Below are 16,831 nucleotides of genomic sequence, written 5' to 3'. Positions count from 1 at the left end.
ACGGGCATCAACAGGCTCATTCGCAGGCATCCGCTCATCAAACCCGCTGAAGTGTCACCACCAAGACCCCTCGAACTGTCACCGATGTCCTGATGCAGAACTGTCACCGATGTCCTGCGACATAACATGGTGTCCGGCACCGGCAAGTTTCCCCGCGCAGGAGGCGCCTCATCGGGTGGGGAGACTTTCTGGTCTCCGGCACCAAGAAGTTTCCCCAGCATGGGGGCATCGCGGGGCTGGGGAGCCTTTCTGTTCTCCGGCACCACCGATGTGCCCCGCGCAAGGGGCGCCCCGCGGGGTGAGGAAACTCTTTGGTGTCCGGCGCCGAGTAGTTTCCCCGCGCAGGAGGCGCCCCATCGGGTGGGGCAACTTTCTGGTCTCCGGCACCGATGAGTTTCCCCGCGCAGGAGGGCACCCCAGGGGGACGCCGCTACGCCAGGTGCGCCACGAGCTGCGGCGCCAGGCCGACGTACGAGGCGGGAGTGAGGTCGAGCAGGCGAGCTGCGACGTCCGCAGGCAGTCCGAGGCCGGCGATGAACTCGCGCATGGCGGGACCGTCGACCCGGCGGCCGCGGGTGAGCTCCTTGAGCCGCTCGTACGGGTCGGCCATGCCCTCGACCCCGGCGACGGCCGCGGCGCGCATCGCCGACTGCACCGCCTCGCCGAGCACCTCCCAGTTCGCGTCGAGGTCGGCGGCCATGGCGGCGGCGTCCACGTCGAGGCCGGCGAGCCCGCGGCGCACGTTGTCCAGGGCGAGCATCGAGTGCCCGAACGCGACCCCGATGTTGCGCTGCGTGGTGGAGTCGGTCAGGTCGCGCTGGAGCCGGGAGGTCACGAGCGTGGCGCCGAGCGAATCGAGCAGGGCGCAGGAGATCTCGAGGTTCGCCTCGGCGTTCTCGAACCGGATCGGATTGACCTTGTGCGGCATCGTGGAGGACCCGGTCGAGCCCTGCGCCGAGAGCCGCTGCCGGAAGTAGCCGAGCGAGATATAGGTCCACACGTCGGTGGCCAGATTGTGCAGCACGCGGTTGAAGCGCGCGATGTCCGCGTACAGCTCCGCCTGCCAGTCGTGCGACTCGATCTGGGTCGTGAGCGGGTTCCACGTGAGCCCGAGCCCGGTCACGAACGACTCGGCCACCTGCTGCCAGTCCGTGCCCGGCACCGAGATCGTGTGCGCGCCGTACGTGCCGGTCGCCCCGGACATCTTCCCGAGGAACTCCGCGCCCTCGATCCGCCGGAGCTGGCGCCGCAGCCGGTGCGCGAGCACCGCGAGCTCCTTGCCGAGCGTGACCGGGGTGGCGGGCTGGCCGTGCGTGCGGGCGAGCATCGGCACCTCGGCGCTCGCGCGGGCCATGTCGGCCACGGCGTCGGCCACCGCCGTCGCCGCCGGGAGCCACTGCTTGTGGACGGCGTCGCGCACCGTGAGCGCGTAGCTCAGGTTGTTGATGTCCTCGCTCGTGCAGAAGATGTGCACGATCTCGCTCACGGCGGGAAGGTTCGTGTGCTCGCCGTCGATGCCGCCATCGCTGCCGAGGGCCTGCGGGGCGGCGGCGAGGCGACGCTTGAGGAAGTACTCGATCGCCTTGACGTCGTGGCGGGTCTCGGCCTCGATCTCGGCGAGCTCGGCGATCTCGTCGGCGCCGAAGTCGTCGACGAGCCCGCGCAGGTACCCCTGCTCCGCCGCCGACAGCCGGGGCGCACCGGGCAGGGCGCCGGTGCTGGTCAGGTGGATGAGCCATTCGACCTCGACCTCGAGGCGGGCCCGGTTGAGCGCGGCCTCCGAGAGGTGGTCGACCAGTGGGGCCACCGCGCCGCGGTAGCGGCCGTCGAGGGGCCCGAGGGCAAGGGCAGGGGTGAGGGATGCCAGGTCCACGCGCGTCATGGGCCCGATTCTTCCAGACCCGGCCGGCTCCTCCGCCCCGGCGCCGCCCGGGCGGGGCCGCGCCGGCACCCGACCGCTCTCACCCCCTCGACACCCACCGCGCCGTCGATGGGCCCACCTCGCCGTCGATGGGGCCCCGCCCGGCCCGGGGCCGTGAGCCGCGGAGGGGGCGACGGGATCAGCGGGTGGCGTGCACGGCGAGGGCGGCCCGCACGTGCTCGAGGATTCCCGGCACCGCGGCCCGGAGTTGTTCGTAGGTGATCTCGAAGTCCCGGCGGTCCCCGAAGTAGGGGTCGGCGACCTCGAGGTCGTCGTCGGCGACCGAGACGGGGTCGAAGCTGCGTAGCAACCGCACCTTGTCCCGGTCGGCCGGGGAGGGGGCGAGCCGGCGCAGGTAGGTCTCGTGGCCGGCGTCGAGGGCGAGCACGAGGTCGACGCGGGCGAAGTCCGCCGCGGTGAACTGGGCGGCATGGTGCTCGGCGAGACTCATCCCGTGGTCGGCCATGACGGCCGCGGCCCGGTGGTCGGCGCCGTCGCCGACGTGCCAGTCGCCGGTCCCGGCCGAGACCACGCGCACGTGGTCGGCCAGCCCCGCCGAGGCGACGGCCTCGCGGAGGATGACCTCGCCCATGGGGGAGCGGCAGATGTTTCCGGTGCAGACCACGCTGATCGCGTACAAGGAGGCCATGACCCATTGTCAGCACACTCCGCGCCCGGATGCACGCGCCGACGCCCACTCAGGCCGCATCCCGGCTGCACCGGGCTGCACCCACCCTGCACCCTGGCGGAACTCGCCCGACATCCGCCCGACACCCGCGCGGCACTCAGGCCTCGCCGGCGTGGCCGGGCGGCCCGGGACGGGGCCGACCATCCCGGCCATCAGACCCGGGCCTCGCCCGCGCGGCCGGGCGAGGCTGCGTCGTCCACAGGCTGAGTCCGGATCCACAGCGGCGACGACGGGCGTGGCCGCTCCCCGGCCGCGACTCCTACTGTCGGCGAACACGTGCGGAACGGCTTGGGCGCGGGCCCGCCGGTGAGGAGGCGACGATGGCAGATCATCTGGGTTCGGCGGCGGTGTTCGCGGCCGCGGACGAGGTCGACGCCGTGGCCACCGACGTGGCCCGGATCGACCTGTCCGACTGGGTCGGAGTGGCCGGGGACGCCTGCCGCGACCGGCTCATCGGGCTGTGTGCGGAGCTCGTGCGGCTGCGGGGCGACCTGCGCCACGTCGGGCGGATCGCCTATGGCCACGAGCTGGCGCTCGCGGAGGCGGCGGCGGCGCTGTCGGGAGGGATCCGCTGATGCCGGACGATCACGGGGGCCTCATCGTCTACGGCGCGCCGATCGGCACGAGCGCCTACGGCGTCGACACCGAACTCGTCCACCGGCGGGCCGGCCAGATCGACGAGGTCGTCGCCCGACTGGCGACCGTCACGGCCTCCCTCCAGCGGGCCCGGGCGATCCTGACGCCGCGAGCGCACCTGGCCCCGGGCGGGTCGACCGTGCTGGCGGCGCTGTCCGAGGCCTGCGGGCGGATCCTCGCCCACCGGCACGAGGCGGCGAAGATCGCGAGCAGCGCGCGGATCGCCGTGGCACGCTACGAATGGGCCGAGGCCGCGGCGCGGGCGCGGATCCCCGGGCCCGGCGTCTTCGGCCTGCGGGGGCCGCTCGTGCCGAATCCGATCCGCCCGCTGCGCGTGATCTCGGAGCGCATGCACAGCCCCGAACTCGACCACGCACCCTGGGCGCAGGCCGGGCGGATCCTGTTTCCGGGTGGAGGCCGGCTCGACCCGGCGGCGATGCTGCCGGGGCCACTCCTGCCCTTCGGACACGTGCTCGGCCTCGCGGAGGGGGTCGTCGGCGGGCAGGCGGAGGGAATGGCGATGGGCCAGGTCCATCCCGGCGGCGCCGGGAGCGGGAAGATCCTGCGGGAGGTCACCCGCGCCGTCTTCCCGTTCCACCCCGATCCCGAGGCCCAGGCCGCGCGGACGGTCGCGCTCGCGCTCGGCCCGTCGACCACCGTGGCCGTGCGCGAGTGGACCGGCCCGGCGGCGGCCCCCGTGTCCACGGTCGCCGGCGCCGTGGCGGCGATTCAGCCCCTCTACCCGGGGTCGGGCGGTGTCTCCGGACAGTTCCGCATCGACAAGCTCACGGCTCCGGACGGCTCGGTCGCCTGGGAGGTGTTCGTGCCGGGCAGCCAGGACGGCATCAGCCTGACGAACCCGCTCAGCTGGCGCAACAACCCGGCGGCCCTGATCGGGATGGACTCGGCGGCGACCCGGATGGTGCTCACCGGGATGCGGAGGGCCGGGGTGGGGCCGACGGACCCGGTGGTCATCGCCGGCCACTCCCAGGGCGGGATGGTCGCGGTCAACGTGGCCAACCACCCCGAGGCGAGGAACTTCAACATCGCCGGCGTGATCACCGCCGGGAGCCCGATCTCGGACCTGGCGGCGCCCGACGCGCAGACCCTCGCCCTCGAGCACACGGAGGATCCCGTGCCCGGCCTCGACGACGACTCGAACAGCGTGGAGCCCGGGATGGTCACGGTGGAGCGCTCGCTGCACGAGTCGGCGGATCCGCTCGATCGGGCGATCACGGACGCGCGCGGTTCACACGACCTGCCCGCCTATCTGCGCACCGCCGAACGGGTGGACGCCTCCGACGACCCGCTCCTGGGAGGCGTGAAGGACCTGCTCGAGGAGATCGCGCCCGCCGGCGTCGCCGTGGAGACGCGCTACTTCCAGGGAGTGGAGTGGGCCGGGTGAGCCGGGTGAGCCGGGTGAGCGGGGGTCAGCGTTGCCGCCGCCGGCGGCGGTCGGGCAGGATCGCGATGATGATCGCCGACACGATCGAGATGATCAGGGCACCGAGCACGGCCGTGCCGAAGTTGTCGATGCTCAGCCCGAACCGGGTGTGGGAGCTGATCCAGCTGGTCAGGAGGAGCATCGCGGCGTTGACGATCACGAAGAACAGGCCGAGCGTGAGGATGTAGAGCGGGAAGGTGACGATCTTGACCACCGGCTTCACGATGCTGTTGATCAGCGTGAAGATGAGGGAGATGATCCCGATCACGAGCACGGTCGACTGCCAGGTCTCGTCGGAGTTGACCGCGACACCGGCGAGGAGTTCGGAGGCGAGCCAGATGGCCACCCCGTTGGCAAGGACTCTCAACACGAACTGCATCGGGCGATTATTGCATCACCGCCCGTGCGGCATGCTTGCACCATGACCCCTGAGCAGCCCCCCGCCGGACATCCCCGCGAGCACGTCCGACTCCGACCGGCGCTCGAGGGCCTGCCCGCCTACGTCGCCGGGAAGCGGGCCGAGGGGCCGCGCGTGTTCAAACTCTCCTCCAACGAGGTGGCCCATCCGCCGCTGCCCGCCGTCGTCGCCGCGATCGCCGACGCCGCCGTGGACGTCAATCGGTACGGTCAGATGGCGGCCGAGGACCTGAGCGCCGACCTCGCCGAGCGGCTCCGGGTCGACGCCGATGCGGTGCTCGCCGGCAACGGATCCGTGGCGCTCATCGAACTCGTGGTGCGCTCCGCGGCGGCCGACGGCGACGAGGTCGTCTATCCGTGGCGGTCCTTCGAGGCCTACCCGATCCTCGTGCAGGCGAGCGGCGCCACCGGCGTGCCGGTGCCGAACCGGCCCGACGGCGGACACGACCTCGAGGCGATGCTCGCGGCGATCACCCCGGCCACCCGGGTCGTCATGGTGTGCACCCCGAACAACCCGACCGGGGCCGCGCTCACACACACCGAGCTGGCCGCGTTCCTGCCGCGGGTGCCGAAGGACGTGCTCGTGCTGCTGGACGAGGCGTACGTGCACTTCGACCGCACCGCCGACCGGCTCGACGGGCGCGCGCTCCTCGCCGAGCACGCGAACCTCGTGCTCGCCCGCACCTTCTCCAAGGCGTACGGCCTGGCCGGGCTGCGGGTCGGCTACCTCGTGGGGCGCCCCCGGATCGTGCGCACGCTGCGGGCCGCCGCCACCCCCTTCGCGGTCAACGCCGTGGCCCAGCGCGCCGCCCGGGTGGCGCTCGCCCAGCAGCCGGCGATCGACGAGATCGTCGACGACGTCGTGCGGGAGCGGGAACGGGTCGTGGCGGCCCTGCGCGGGCAGGGCTGGGACCTGGGCCATCCGCAGGGGAACTTCTACTGGCTCCGGCTGGGCGAGCGCGCCACGGCGTTCGCGAGCGCGGCCCTCGATGCCGGGATCACCGTGCGCCCCTTCGACGGCGACGGCGTGCGGGTGAGCATCGGCGAGCCCGAGGCCAACGACCTCGCCATCGCGCTCGCCGCCCGCTGGCGCTGAGGGACCTCCGCCGCCGCCCTCGGTGACCCGGTCGAGACGTGCCCCGGGAGCACTGGGTGCCCTCTGGGTGTGTTGGACCACTCCTGGTGGTGTTCGGGGCACCCAGTCCCGTGCTGCCCGTGCTGCACCGGCTCCATGTCGGCTCCAAGTCGGCTGCGTGTCGGCGCTATCCGCCGCGCTTTGTGAGAACCCCACAAAGGTCGACGCCGACAAGTGTGAGATATTGCCCACCGAAACCTACGCTCCCGTAGCCTACGCTGGCGTAGGTTGCAGGTCGTCGCCTCGGCGGCCGCGGCACGAGGACAAGGAGTTCGGTGTGATCACCTCCGACGGCGACCGGGAGACCCCCGGGGCAACGGACATGGTTCAGCTGCTCACACCCACGGGCACGAGGCGAACCGATGGCGACTACGCGGACCGCGTGAGCCATCTGGGTCGGACCGAACTCGAGACCATGTATCGCGACATGGCGCTGGTGCGCCGGTTCGACGCCGAGGCGACCGCCCTGCAGCGACACGGGGAGCTGGGGCTGTGGCCGCCGAGCCAGGGGCAGGAGGCCGCCCAGGTCGGTTCGGCCCACGCGCTCTCCCCGCAGGACTTCGTGTTCCCCTCCTACCGCGAGCACGGGGTCGCCCGGGTCCGAGGCCTCGACCTCAACACGCTGCTGCTGCTCTACCGCGGGCAGCAGCACGGCGGCTGGGACCCCTTCGCGAACAACTTCGCCACGCCCTCGCTCGTGATCGGCTCCCACACGCTGCACGCCACCGGCTACGCACTCGGGATCCAGCGCGACGGCGACGTCGGCACCGGTGACCCGAGCCGCGACCGCTGCGTGATCACCTACTACGGCGACGGCGCCAGCTCCCAGGGCGATGTGAGCGAGGCGATGGTCTTCGCCGCCTCCGCGAACGCGCCGGTCATCTTCTTCTGCCAGAACAACCAGTGGGCGATCTCGGTGCCCACGGCCGTGCAGTCGCCCGGCCCGATCGTCGATCGCGGCACCGGATTCGGCATCCCCTCGATCCAGGTCGACGGCAACGACGTGCTGGCCAGCTACGCGGTGACCGCCGCGGCGGTCGAGCGCGCACACGGCGGCGGCGGCCCCACCTTCATCGAGGCGGTCACCTATCGCATGGGTGCCCACACCACCTCCGACGACCCCACGCGCTACCGCACGGCGCAGGAGGAGGAGAGCTGGCGCCGTCTCGACCCGCTCGAGCGGCTGCGCACCCATCTCGAGGCCGATGGCACGGGAGCGGAGTTCTTCGCGGAGCTCGAACAGGAGGCCGACGAGCTCGGGGCGAGCGCCCGCGACTTCTGCCGCTCCCTGCAGTCGCCCGCCCCGGAGTCGATGTTCGATCACGTCTATGCCGGCCGGCACTCCCTCGTGGAGGGCGAGCGGGCCTGGTTCCATGATTACGAGGCCGGCTTCGAGGAGGCGGAATGAGTGAACGGCTCGCCCTGGCCAAGGCGATCAACGCCGGCCTGCGCCGCTCGATGGAGCGTGATCCCACGGTCCTGCTCATGGGCGAGGACATCGGCGCCCTCGGCGGCGTCTTCCGTGTGACCGAGGGGCTCCAGCAGGACTTCGGGCCCGAGCGGGTGGTCGACACCCCGCTCGCCGAGTCCGGGATCGTCGGCACCGCGATCGGGCTGGCCTACGCCGGCTACCGTGCCGTGTGCGAGATCCAGTTCGACGGCTTCGTGTTCCCCGCGTACGACCAGATCACCACCCAGCTCGCCAAGCTCCACTACCGCACCGGCGGCGCGCTCGAGCTGCCCGTCGTCATCCGCATCCCCTACGGCGGCGGCATCGGCGCGATCGAGCACCACAGCGAGTCGCCCGAGGCGCTGTTCGCGCACACCGCCGGGCTGCGGATCCTCAGCCCGAGCAACGCCGCCGACGCCTACACGATGATCCAGCAGGCGATCGCCAGCCCGGATCCGGTCATCTTCTTCGAGCCCAAGGCTCGCTATTGGGACAAGGACGACGTCGCCACCTCGGCCACGGACGCGGACCTGGGCATCGCGCCGGTGAGCGGGCGGAGCGTGCTGTCGGAGGACGGGCAGGACGACCTCCAGCGGGCCCGGCTCCTGCGCCACGGCACCGATGTGACCGTCGTCGGCTATGGGCCGAGCGTCAAGCCGGCCCTCGCGGCCGCCGAGGTGGCCGAGGCCGAGGGGCGCAGCATCGAGGTGCTCGACCTGCGGTCGATCTCCCCGATCGACTTCGATTCCGTGGCCGAATCCGTGCGCCGCACCGGCCGACTGGTCGTCGTGCACGAGGCGCCGATCTTCTTCGGGGCCGGCGCCGAGATCGCCGCCCGCATCGGTCAGGAGTGCTTCTACTCCCTCGAGGCCCCGGTGCACCGGGTGGGCGGGTTCCACATGCCCTACCCCGTGTCGAAGGTCGAGTCTCACTACTTGCCCAACCTCGACCGTATCCTGCAGGCGGTCGATAGTGTGCTGGCGTACTGAGCCGGTGGATTGAGAGGATCGAGCATGCCCACGTTCGTGTCGTTCCCCCTCCCCGACGTCGGCGAGGGCCTGACCGAGGCCGATATCGTCGAATGGAAGGTCGCCGTCGGTGACATCGTCACCGTGAACCAGCCGCTCGTCGACATCGAGACCGCGAAGTCGTTGGTGGAGCTGCCCAGCCCGCACGCGGGTCGCGTGACCGAGGTGCTCGCCGCGGTCGGCGACACGGTCGAGGTGGGCACACCGATCATCACCTTCGACGTCGACCCCGACGGCTCGGGAGCTCCGGCCGGCTCGACGGACTCGACGGGGTCGACGAACCCAGTCGGCACGGGCACGTCCGCGGACGAGGACGAGACCAGCGGCGACGTGCTCGTCGGCTACGGCACCGCGAAGGCGCCCGCGACCAGGCGCGCGCGGCGCGGCGCGGCCCAGTCGGCGGCCCAGCCGGCGGGGCGTCCGGCGGGACAGTCATCGACCCAGCCGGCCCGGCCCACTGGAACCACACGGCCTACCGGGTCCATGCCGCCCACGCCGGCCACCGGGTCCACATCGGCCACCGGGTCCACCCCGTCACCCGCGCCCGCGGCGACGGCCGGAACGCCTGCGCCCGCTGGGCCCGCAGGGCAGCCCGCCCCGGCCACGCACCCGTCCCAGCCGGACCGGGCGACTCGGCCGGGCGTCGTCCATGACAAGCTCGCACCGCCGCAGGCGGTCGCGGTCGAGGTGGACGAGCCGGTCCACCCCACCGGCGTGCCGGTGCTGACCAAGCCGCCGGTGCGCAAGCTGGCGAAGGACCTGGGGGTCGACCTGACGCGGGTCCGCGGCACGGGGCCGGGCGATCTCGTCACCCGCGAGGACGTGCTCGACGCCGTCGAGACCTCCCGCGCCGAACGGCTCGTGGTCCACCCCGAGGACGACCGGCCCTGGCTCGACGGCGGCACGGTCTCCCGCGACGGCCGCCAGACCCGCGTGCCCGTGCGCAGCGTGCGCCGCCGCACCGCCGAGGCGATGGTCTCGAGCGCGTTCAGCGCGCCCCACGTCACGGTGTTCACCACGATCGACGTGACCAAGACGATGAAGCTGGTCGAGCGGCTGCGGGCCGATCGGGAGTTCGCCGACGTGCGCGTGACCCCGCTGCTCATCGCCGCCAAGGCGCTCATCCTCGCGATCCGCCGGCACCCGGAGATCAGCGCCGCCTGGGACGAGGCCACCCAGGAGATCGTCTACAAGCACTACATCAACCTCGGCATCGCGGCCGCCACGAACCGCGGCCTCGTGGTGCCGAACATCAAGGACGCTCACCGGATGAGCCTGCTCGAGCTCGCCGTGGCCCTGGGCGAGCTCACCCGGGTCGCGCGCTCCGGCCGCACCCCGGTGGCCTCGATGCAGGACGGCACGGTGACCATCACGAACGTCGGCGTGTTCGGCATCGACACCGGCACCCCGATCCTCAACCCCGGCGAGTCGGCGATCCTCGCCTTCGGCGCGGTCGAGCAGCGGCCGTGGGTGCACAAGGGCAAGGTCAAGCCCCGGTGGGTCACCCAGCTCGGCCTGGGCTTCGATCACCGGCTTGTGGACGGCGAACTCGGCTCGCGTGTGCTGGCCGACGTCGCCGCGATCATGTCCGACCCCTCGCGGGGCCTGGTCTGGGGCTGACCGGGAACGGTTGGGGCCGGCCGGCCCGCGTAGGACCGTTGGACCGGGATCGGGGCCGCCGGGCGCCGTAGCATGACGGTGCCGGGCACGAGCCGGGCGATCTGGACGATATCGATGATCGAGACGATCTGGGCGATACGAACGCGGGTGGGCAGCATGGAACAGGTGGACGAGGTCACCCGCTACGAGCGGGCCGTGGCGGAGCGGGAGCGGGAGCTCGGACCCGACCATCCCGACACGCTCACCGGCCGCAGCGCGCTCGCCGGGGTGTACGAGTCCGCGGGTCGCTACGACGAGGCGATCGCGCTGTACGAGCGCACCCTCGCCGATCGGGAGCGGGTGCTCGGCCCGGACGATCCGGCGACCCTGACGACGTGCAACAACCTGGCATACACCTACGAGTCGGCCGAGCGCCCGGAGGCGGCGATCGACCTGTACGAGCGGGTCGTGTCCGCCCGGGAGCGGGTGCTGGGCCCGAACGATCCGGCCACCCTCATGAGCCGGCACAATCTCGCCCACGCCTATGAGACCGCGCGCCGGCTGCACGAGGCGATCACCTCCTACGAGCAGGCGCTCGCGGACCGGGAGCAGGCGCTCGGCGCCGACCACCCCGACACCCTGACGAGTCGGAACAACCTCGCCTACGCCTATCAGGCCGTCGGCCGGGTGGACGAGGCGATCGAGCAGTACGAGCTCACGCTCATCGGCGCGGAGCGCAGCCTCGGGCCCGACCATGCGAACACCCTCACGTGTCGGAACAACCTCGCCGGTGCCTTCGAGTCCGCGAACCGGCTCGACGACGCCATCGAGATGTACAGCCGGCTCACCACCGACGCCGAACGCGCCCTCGGCCCGGACCATCCCACGACCCAGGTCGCCCGGGACAACCTCGCCAACGCCCTCGTGCGGCGCGAGTCCTGAGCCGGCGCCGGCTCGAACGCGGGATTGTGTCGAGGCCCCGGCGACCGACCTCCACAGGGTCCCGTGTTCCGCGACTCGAGCGAGGAACCCTGGCGCCGCCGACCCTCGCCGAATATGCTGGCATACATGATGAGAACGACGATCAAGCTTCCGGATGCGCTCGATGCCCGGCTGCGGCACGAAGCGGAACGCCGCGGAACGACCATTGCCGAGATCAGCCGTGAAGCGCTGGAGGCCTACCTCGGGGGGCCCTCGACGGGTCGCCGGCTCGGTGCAGCCGCAGCCGGCCGAAGTGGGCGCAGCGACGTCTCCGAACGGATCGAAGAGATCCTCGCCTCCGAGGTCGGACAGTAGCGGCGCTCGTCGTCGACGCTGGACCGCTCTACGCCTACGTCGACGCGGATGATGCGCACCACGGTGCGGCCCTGGAACTTCTCGAAACCCATGCCGGCCCGCTCGTCGTCCCCACGCTGGTCATCACCGAGGTGGTCTACCTGCTGGCCACTCGACTCGGAACAGGTCCGGAGATTCGCTTCCTCGGCGATCTGGCGGGCGGCTCGTTCAGCGTCGAGCCCGTTGCGGCAGCGGACTGGCTACGCATCGCCGAGTTGGTCGCGCGCTACCGGGATCTACCGCTGGGCACCGTCGACGCGTCGGTCGTGGCCACTGCCGAACGCCTCGACATCAGCGAGATCGCGACCGTCGATCGACGCCACTTCACCGTGGTGCGACCGGCCCATGTCGACGCGTTCACGCTCCTCCCGTGAGGCACGCGCACCCGGCTCAGTCTGTGTGGCGCTGCACCCGGGGGCCATCCCACTCGGTAGGCACCCGTAGCCCGGCCCCGGCAAAGACGCCGTGCCCTCGGCTCGGCCGGGCTCGGCCTGTTCCCGGCCCGGTCCGCTACCAGTTCTGTCCGCTGCCCAGCCCGCTGCCGGTCTCCTGCTCGCCGGTCTCGTTCGCCTCGTCGTTGCGGTCCTGGAGCTCCTGCTCCTTCGGATCGGTCGGCCGCCCGCTCGGCTCCGCCGACGGGGTGCCCTCACCCGGGCCGCCCTCGGACGGCGTCGGGGAGGGGTCCTGGCCACCGGATTCACCCTCGCTCGGACTCTCGGAGGGATCGCCGCCCTCATCGCCCGGGGTCGGCGACTCCTCACCCGGGGTCGGATCGCCCGCACTGGGAGAGTCCGAGGGGTTGGCAGGGCTGTCAGGGTTCGCAGGGTTCTCAGGGCTGTCCGGGTCGCCGCCCTGCTGCTGTTCCTGCTGGTTCTGAGCCTCCTCCTGGCGCTGCTGCTGACGCTCCTCGGCCTGTTCGGCCGCCTCGCCCCCGCCGCCGGAGGTGCCGCAGTCGGCGAGCATCTCCTGGGCCTGGTCGTAGTAGTTCGTGGCCATGCCCGGATCGTTCGCGGCGAGGCTCTCGTCGCCCAGCCCCTCGAGGGAGAGGGAGTAGTTCGTGCGGACCGCGCACTCGAGCGGCTCCCGCGGCTCACCCTCCGGGGCCCGGGGAACGAGGTCGAGGGCGGGATCGAACTGCTGGGTGGCGAGGAAGAACTCTCCGGCGGCGTACCGGGCCGTGCCCTCGTTGAAGTACGCCTTCCACGGTTCGATCACGTTGAAGAACTTGAGGTCCTCGTAGCGGTCCTGTGCGGTGGCGTAGCTCGCGCTCGAATAGGCGCTCGACCCCGCCATGTTGATGAGGGTGGCCGAGAGCAGCTTCGCGCTCGCGAGCAGCGCGAGGAGCACGAGCGGGGCCGACCACAGCAGCAGGCGCCTGCGGCGGGCGGCCAGCCTGCTCGCGAAGAGCGCGTCCCGGCGTTCGGCCGGGGTGGTGAACGTGCCCGGCTCGGGCAGCCAGGCCGGTGGTGTGAGCGTCGAACTCATGGTCGTCTCCCCGCCATCTGCCGCGACTCGCCCACGAGGTGGGACGCCGCCGCGGACGGTGCGGTGTCGAGACCGCCGGACGGTCCGGAGCCGATCCCGCCGCCGTCCGTGCTGCGACCGGCACCGCCGTGGCCACCGGCACCGCCGGACGCGGCCCGGGACCGCGCGGCCCGGCCCCGCATCCACGAGCGCTTGGGCACCTCCCGCACGAGGCTCCACGCCTCCCACCCGAGCAGCCCGGCCACCGCGAGGGCGGCGATCCAGTAGAAGCCCTCGTAGGTGAGGATGTCGCGGCGCCCGTCGCCGGTGATCGTCGAGAGGTCGACGTCGTCGGCGAGCGAGTCGAGCGAGGAGTCGTCGATGCGGTGCAGGTACTCGATGCCCAGGTCGGCGGCCACGGTCCGCAGGGCGTTCTCGTCGATCCGGGAGATCGCCGGTTCGCCGGTGGCGGGGTCGATGATCCGCTCGCTGCTCGAGCTCCCGCTGCCGGTCACGAGCGGCATCTGCCCGCCCTCGCTCGTGCCGTAGCCGAGCACGGCGCCACCGTCCACGAGGGGCGCGAGCGGGGTGAAGGAGGCCACGGTGTCCGGATTGGACCCGGAGGCGCGGGTGTTCTCCCCGTCGCTCAGCAGGAACACGAGCCGCACGTTCTCCGGCCGCTCGGTCGCGGCCCGCTCGAGCGTGGTGGTGAGCGCCTCGAGCGGCCGGTCGATCGAGGACCCGGCCGAATAGGCGGAGAGCTCGGGCGTCACGGTCTCGGCCCAACTGCGCACCGCGCGGGCATCCGTCGTGAGCGGCAACTGCTGGGTGGCGGTCGAATCGAACGCGAGGATCGAGTAGCTCGCCGCGGGGAACACGTCGGTGAGCGCCTCCATGTCGGCCCGGACCCCGGCCAGCCGCGGCTCGTCGCCGGAATAGTCGAGCGCGCCCATCGAACCGGTCCGGTCCACCACGAAGTACAGCTCCGCATTCGAGGTGAGCCCGTCCGGGATGCGCGCCTGCGTCGAGGGGCCGAGCCCGATGAACACCACGACGGCGAGGAGCGCGCACCGCCGGATCCAGTCCATCCGGCGCGGGCCCCGGCTGCGCGCGAGCTGCCACACCGCCAGCGCCGCCAGCGGCACGAACACCACCGCGAGGAGCCAGATCGGCCACAACGGTTGCAGGCTCATGAGCGCAACCTCCACATCACGATCAGGTAGCCGCCGAGCAGCACCGCCAGCCAGCCGAACGCGTTCGTGGCGCGGTCGGTCGTGATCACCTTCTCGGTGGCGTCCAGGTCCGCGGCCTGCTGGGCCGCGATCTGATCGACCACGTCGTCGGCCAGGTCCGGGTTGCTCGCCTCGTAGAACGAGCCGCCGTGGGCGGTGAACACCCGCTGGAACTCGTCGCGCAGGCCCTCGGAGTAGGCGGTCGTCTCGCCGGCGTAGAGCCCGAACAGCTTCACGCCCTGGTCCGAGACCTTGTCGGTGGCCTCGGTCAGCGTGTACAGCGGCTCACCCTGCACGTCGTTGTCCGTGGCGAAGATGATCGAGCGCGAGCGCTCCGTGTCCGACTCGTCGAACAGCAGCCCGCAGCTGGCCAGCCCGTCGCCCACGAGCGAGGCGGAGTCGAGCGACTCGAGGTAGGTGCCCTGGATGAAGTCGAGCAGCCGCTCGTACTTGTGCTGATCCATCCCGAGCCCGAAGGAGTCGAGGTCGAAGGAGAGCACGTAGCGTGCCTCCTCCAGCTGCTCGCGCACCATTTCGTAGTCGTTCGTCAACGGGAACACCGTGCGCGAGGTGGAGTTCCAGATCGACAGCGCCACCCGTTCCCCGTGGAACGAGGGCAGTAGTTCGAGGAACCGGTCGACGATCTCCTCGTCGTAGCCGATCATCGAGCCGGACACGTCGAGGCAGAGCACGATGTCGCGGGTCGCGAGCTCGTCGGATCGGACCGCCTGCTCCACCGGCCGGGAGGCCACGACCCCCGCCGCGAGCGTCGTGGCCACGACCAGGACCGCCGCCGAGACCATCCCCGTGCGGTAGACCCGCAGCTGGCTCTGGAAGCTCCGCAGGCCCGGGACGTACTCGGCGTTCGCGATCCAGGTGACGTGGGCGTCGTCCATACGCGGACGACGCGCCCACCAGCCCGCCACGCCCAGGGCGACCACGAGCGCGACCGCGGCCGCGAGGGCCCACGGCTGGAGCAGCACCTGGCTCACCATGCCGCGATCACCTCCCGGGCGCGGCCGGTGGCGGTCAGGGCCTCGGCGTCGCTGTCGAACGCGAAGGCGGGCTCCTCGTAGCCCCGCAGCAGCCCGGCGAGCCGGTCGGTGCCGTCGAGGTCGGCGATCTCCGAGACGGTGAGGGAGGTCGTGTCCTGGCCGAGCCGGGCGGTCGAGAACTCGCGCATGATCCGGTTGAGCCCGAGGGCGAGGCCACGCAGGTCCGACTCGCCGTCGCGGAATCGCTGCTCGGCCTCGTCCACGCGGGCCAGCGTGGTTGCGCGCAGCGAGGTCCACTGGGCCGGGTCGGCGTGCGGATCGGGGGCGGGGCGGCGCCTGGTCCACCACAGCACCCACCCGTACCAGGCGGCCACGGCCACGACGAGCGCGAGGCCCACCACCCACACCCAGGTCGAGTAGCTCGCGGGAATCACCGGCTCGTGGATGTCGACCGCAAGCGTATGGACGACGGCGCTCGCCCCCGCGGGCGCCTCGCCGAGGGCGGGGGGCGGCACGCTCGGGCCGGCCGAGTCGACAGGGTTGACCAGGTCGATCAGGGCGGCGAGGCGGGCGGGAAGGTCAGTGATGGACACGCTTCTGCCTCCCCAACAGGTCGATGAGCTGGTTGATCAGGTCGTCGATGCTCGTGGCGGTGACCGATTCGATGCCCCGGCGCCGTAGCAGCGCCTGGGTGCGGGCGCGGCGCTCGGCCACGTACGCCGCCGCCTGCTCCGCCAGCCCGGGGCTCGCGCGCAGGAACTGGGGGATGTCGAGGTGATGGTCCACATCGTCCACGGCGAGATGCTCGTCGATGGTCGGCAGCGCGTCCGCGACCTGCACGAACATGACCTCGTGTCGGGTGCGCAGCCGGCGCAGCGCCGCCTCGTGCTCGTCGGTGGGCCGGGCCTCGTCGGTGATGACCACCACGAGCGAGCGGCGCGTGAACCACGCGAGGGTGCGGTCGAGCACGCGCACGAGGTCGGAGGCGGGCGCCTGCCGCGTCCACATCGCCTCCGCACGGGAGAGCAGCATCTCCATGTGCGAGAGGCCCCCGCGGGCGGGCAGCTGGATGAGCCGCTCGGAGTCCCCGGCCACGAGCGCGACCGTGTCGCCGCGGGCCCGGGCGAGGTAGCAGATGAGTTCCGCGGCGAACAGGGCCACGGCGCTCTTCGGGTCGCCGTCGCGGGCGGTGGCGCTCATGTTCCGGCCCGTGTCGAGGGCGAGGACCATCGCGAGGTTCGACTCGCGCACGAACCGGCGGATCACGGGGATGCCCGAGGCGGCCGAGGCCTTCCAGTCGATGTCGGAGATGGCGTCGCCGTACTGGTAGAGGGCCATCTCGTCGAAGTCCTGGCCGTGCCCGGAGTAGATCGAGCGGTGCCGTCCCGAGAGCAGGCCGGAGGCGCGGCGGACCGTCGGCAGGTCCAGCCGCGCGCGGACCTTCGCGAGCCGCGAGGGGGAGTTCGGCGTCATGGGGGAGGGGGTCG

Annotated in this window: 16 protein-coding genes and 1 pseudogene; 9 read left to right on the top strand and 8 right to left on the bottom strand. The window is 72.0% G+C overall.

Annotated features, from left to right (window positions below; all coding sequences use genetic code 11):
• Positions 1–430: 430 nt before the first annotated feature.
• On the bottom strand, positions 431–1,882 hold the full coding sequence (purB, locus tag GCG21_RS11425) for an adenylosuccinate lyase (protein WP_152909806.1): 1,452 nt from the start codon (positions 1,880–1,882) through the stop codon (positions 431–433).
• Positions 1,883–2,060: 178 nt separating this feature from the next.
• A complete protein-coding gene (locus GCG21_RS11420; RefSeq protein ID WP_152909805.1) occupies positions 2,061–2,570 on the bottom strand; it encodes a low molecular weight protein-tyrosine-phosphatase in 510 nt (169 codons plus the stop codon).
• A gap of 359 nt (positions 2,571–2,929) precedes the next feature.
• On the opposite strand from GCG21_RS11420, the gene GCG21_RS11415 reads away from it, so the two are divergent.
• Positions 2,930–3,184 carry a hypothetical protein gene (locus GCG21_RS11415; protein WP_152909804.1) on the top strand — a complete coding sequence of 85 codons (255 nt, stop codon included), beginning with the start codon at positions 2,930–2,932 and terminating at the stop codon, positions 3,182–3,184.
• Positions 3,184–4,650, top strand: a complete 1,467-nt coding sequence (locus GCG21_RS11410) for a hypothetical protein (protein WP_152909803.1) — start codon at positions 3,184–3,186, stop codon at positions 4,648–4,650. The genes GCG21_RS11415 and GCG21_RS11410 overlap by 1 nt, the downstream gene beginning before the upstream one ends.
• 25 nt (positions 4,651–4,675) lie before the next feature.
• Here the strand turns inward: GCG21_RS11410 and GCG21_RS11405 are convergent, their stop codons facing one another.
• Entirely contained in the window at positions 4,676–5,068 is a 393-nt protein-coding gene (locus GCG21_RS11405) for a phage holin family protein (RefSeq protein WP_152909802.1), read from the bottom strand.
• A 42-nt stretch (positions 5,069–5,110) separates the two neighbouring features.
• On the opposite strand from GCG21_RS11405, the gene GCG21_RS11400 reads away from it, so the two are divergent.
• From GCG21_RS11400 to GCG21_RS11370, 7 genes and pseudogenes are all read left to right on the top strand, one after another.
• Positions 5,111–6,202, top strand: a complete 1,092-nt coding sequence (locus tag GCG21_RS11400) for a histidinol-phosphate transaminase (RefSeq protein WP_152909801.1) — start codon at positions 5,111–5,113, stop codon at positions 6,200–6,202.
• Between the two features lie 361 nt (positions 6,203–6,563).
• Complete coding sequence (pdhA, locus tag GCG21_RS11395; RefSeq protein ID WP_152909821.1) at positions 6,564–7,649, top strand: pyruvate dehydrogenase (acetyl-transferring) E1 component subunit alpha; 1,086 nt, start codon at positions 6,564–6,566, stop codon at positions 7,647–7,649.
• The gene (locus tag GCG21_RS11390; RefSeq protein WP_152909800.1) at positions 7,646–8,680 is read left to right on the top strand and encodes an alpha-ketoacid dehydrogenase subunit beta; all 1,035 of its coding nucleotides are present in this window, start codon (positions 7,646–7,648) and stop codon (positions 8,678–8,680) included. Before pdhA ends, GCG21_RS11390 begins: the two co-directional genes overlap by 4 nt.
• A gap of 24 nt (positions 8,681–8,704) precedes the next feature.
• Positions 8,705–10,339, top strand: coding sequence for a 2-oxo acid dehydrogenase subunit E2 (locus tag GCG21_RS11385; protein WP_152909799.1), 1,635 nt, complete (start codon positions 8,705–8,707; stop codon positions 10,337–10,339).
• A 114-nt stretch (positions 10,340–10,453) separates the two neighbouring features.
• Positions 10,454–11,260, top strand: coding sequence for a tetratricopeptide repeat protein (locus tag GCG21_RS11380; RefSeq protein ID WP_194165055.1), 807 nt, complete (start codon positions 10,454–10,456; stop codon positions 11,258–11,260).
• Positions 11,261–11,386: 126 nt separating this feature from the next.
• The gene (locus tag GCG21_RS11375; protein ID WP_227993700.1) at positions 11,387–11,614 is read left to right on the top strand and encodes a CopG family transcriptional regulator; all 228 of its coding nucleotides are present in this window, start codon (positions 11,387–11,389) and stop codon (positions 11,612–11,614) included.
• A gap of 20 nt (positions 11,615–11,634) precedes the next feature.
• A pseudogene (locus tag GCG21_RS11370) lies at positions 11,635–12,027 on the top strand (type II toxin-antitoxin system VapC family toxin); the annotation flags it as partial.
• A gap of 136 nt (positions 12,028–12,163) precedes the next feature.
• Here the strand turns inward: GCG21_RS11370 and GCG21_RS11365 are convergent.
• Genes GCG21_RS11365 through GCG21_RS11345 form a run of 5 tightly spaced genes read right to left on the bottom strand, consistent with a single transcriptional unit; the run spans position 12,164 to position 16,817 of the window.
• Positions 12,164–13,138, bottom strand: a complete 975-nt coding sequence (locus GCG21_RS11365; RefSeq protein ID WP_152909796.1) for a hypothetical protein — start codon at positions 13,136–13,138, stop codon at positions 12,164–12,166.
• On the bottom strand, positions 13,135–14,310 hold the full coding sequence (locus tag GCG21_RS11360) for a VWA domain-containing protein (RefSeq protein WP_152909795.1): 1,176 nt from the start codon (positions 14,308–14,310) through the stop codon (positions 13,135–13,137). The genes GCG21_RS11365 and GCG21_RS11360 overlap by 4 nt, the downstream gene beginning before the upstream one ends.
• On the bottom strand, positions 14,307–15,344 hold the full coding sequence (locus tag GCG21_RS11355; RefSeq protein WP_152909794.1) for a hypothetical protein: 1,038 nt from the start codon (positions 15,342–15,344) through the stop codon (positions 14,307–14,309). Before GCG21_RS11355 ends, GCG21_RS11360 begins: the two co-directional genes overlap by 4 nt.
• Positions 15,338–15,937: a DUF4381 family protein gene (locus GCG21_RS11350; protein WP_152909793.1), complete on the bottom strand. Its 600-nt coding sequence runs from the start codon at positions 15,935–15,937 to the stop codon at positions 15,338–15,340. The genes GCG21_RS11355 and GCG21_RS11350 overlap by 7 nt, the downstream gene beginning before the upstream one ends.
• Entirely contained in the window at positions 15,924–16,817 is an 894-nt protein-coding gene (locus tag GCG21_RS11345; RefSeq protein WP_152909792.1) for a DUF58 domain-containing protein, read from the bottom strand. Before GCG21_RS11345 ends, GCG21_RS11350 begins: the two co-directional genes overlap by 14 nt.
• Positions 16,818–16,831: the final 14 nt, after the last annotated feature.

The organism is Pseudactinotalea sp. HY160, assembly GCF_009372055.1.
Lineage (GTDB): Bacteria > Actinomycetota > Actinomycetes > Actinomycetales > Beutenbergiaceae > HY158.
Note: the sequence above shows the minus strand (reverse complement) of the source record. Positions and strands in the feature narration are given on the sequence as shown.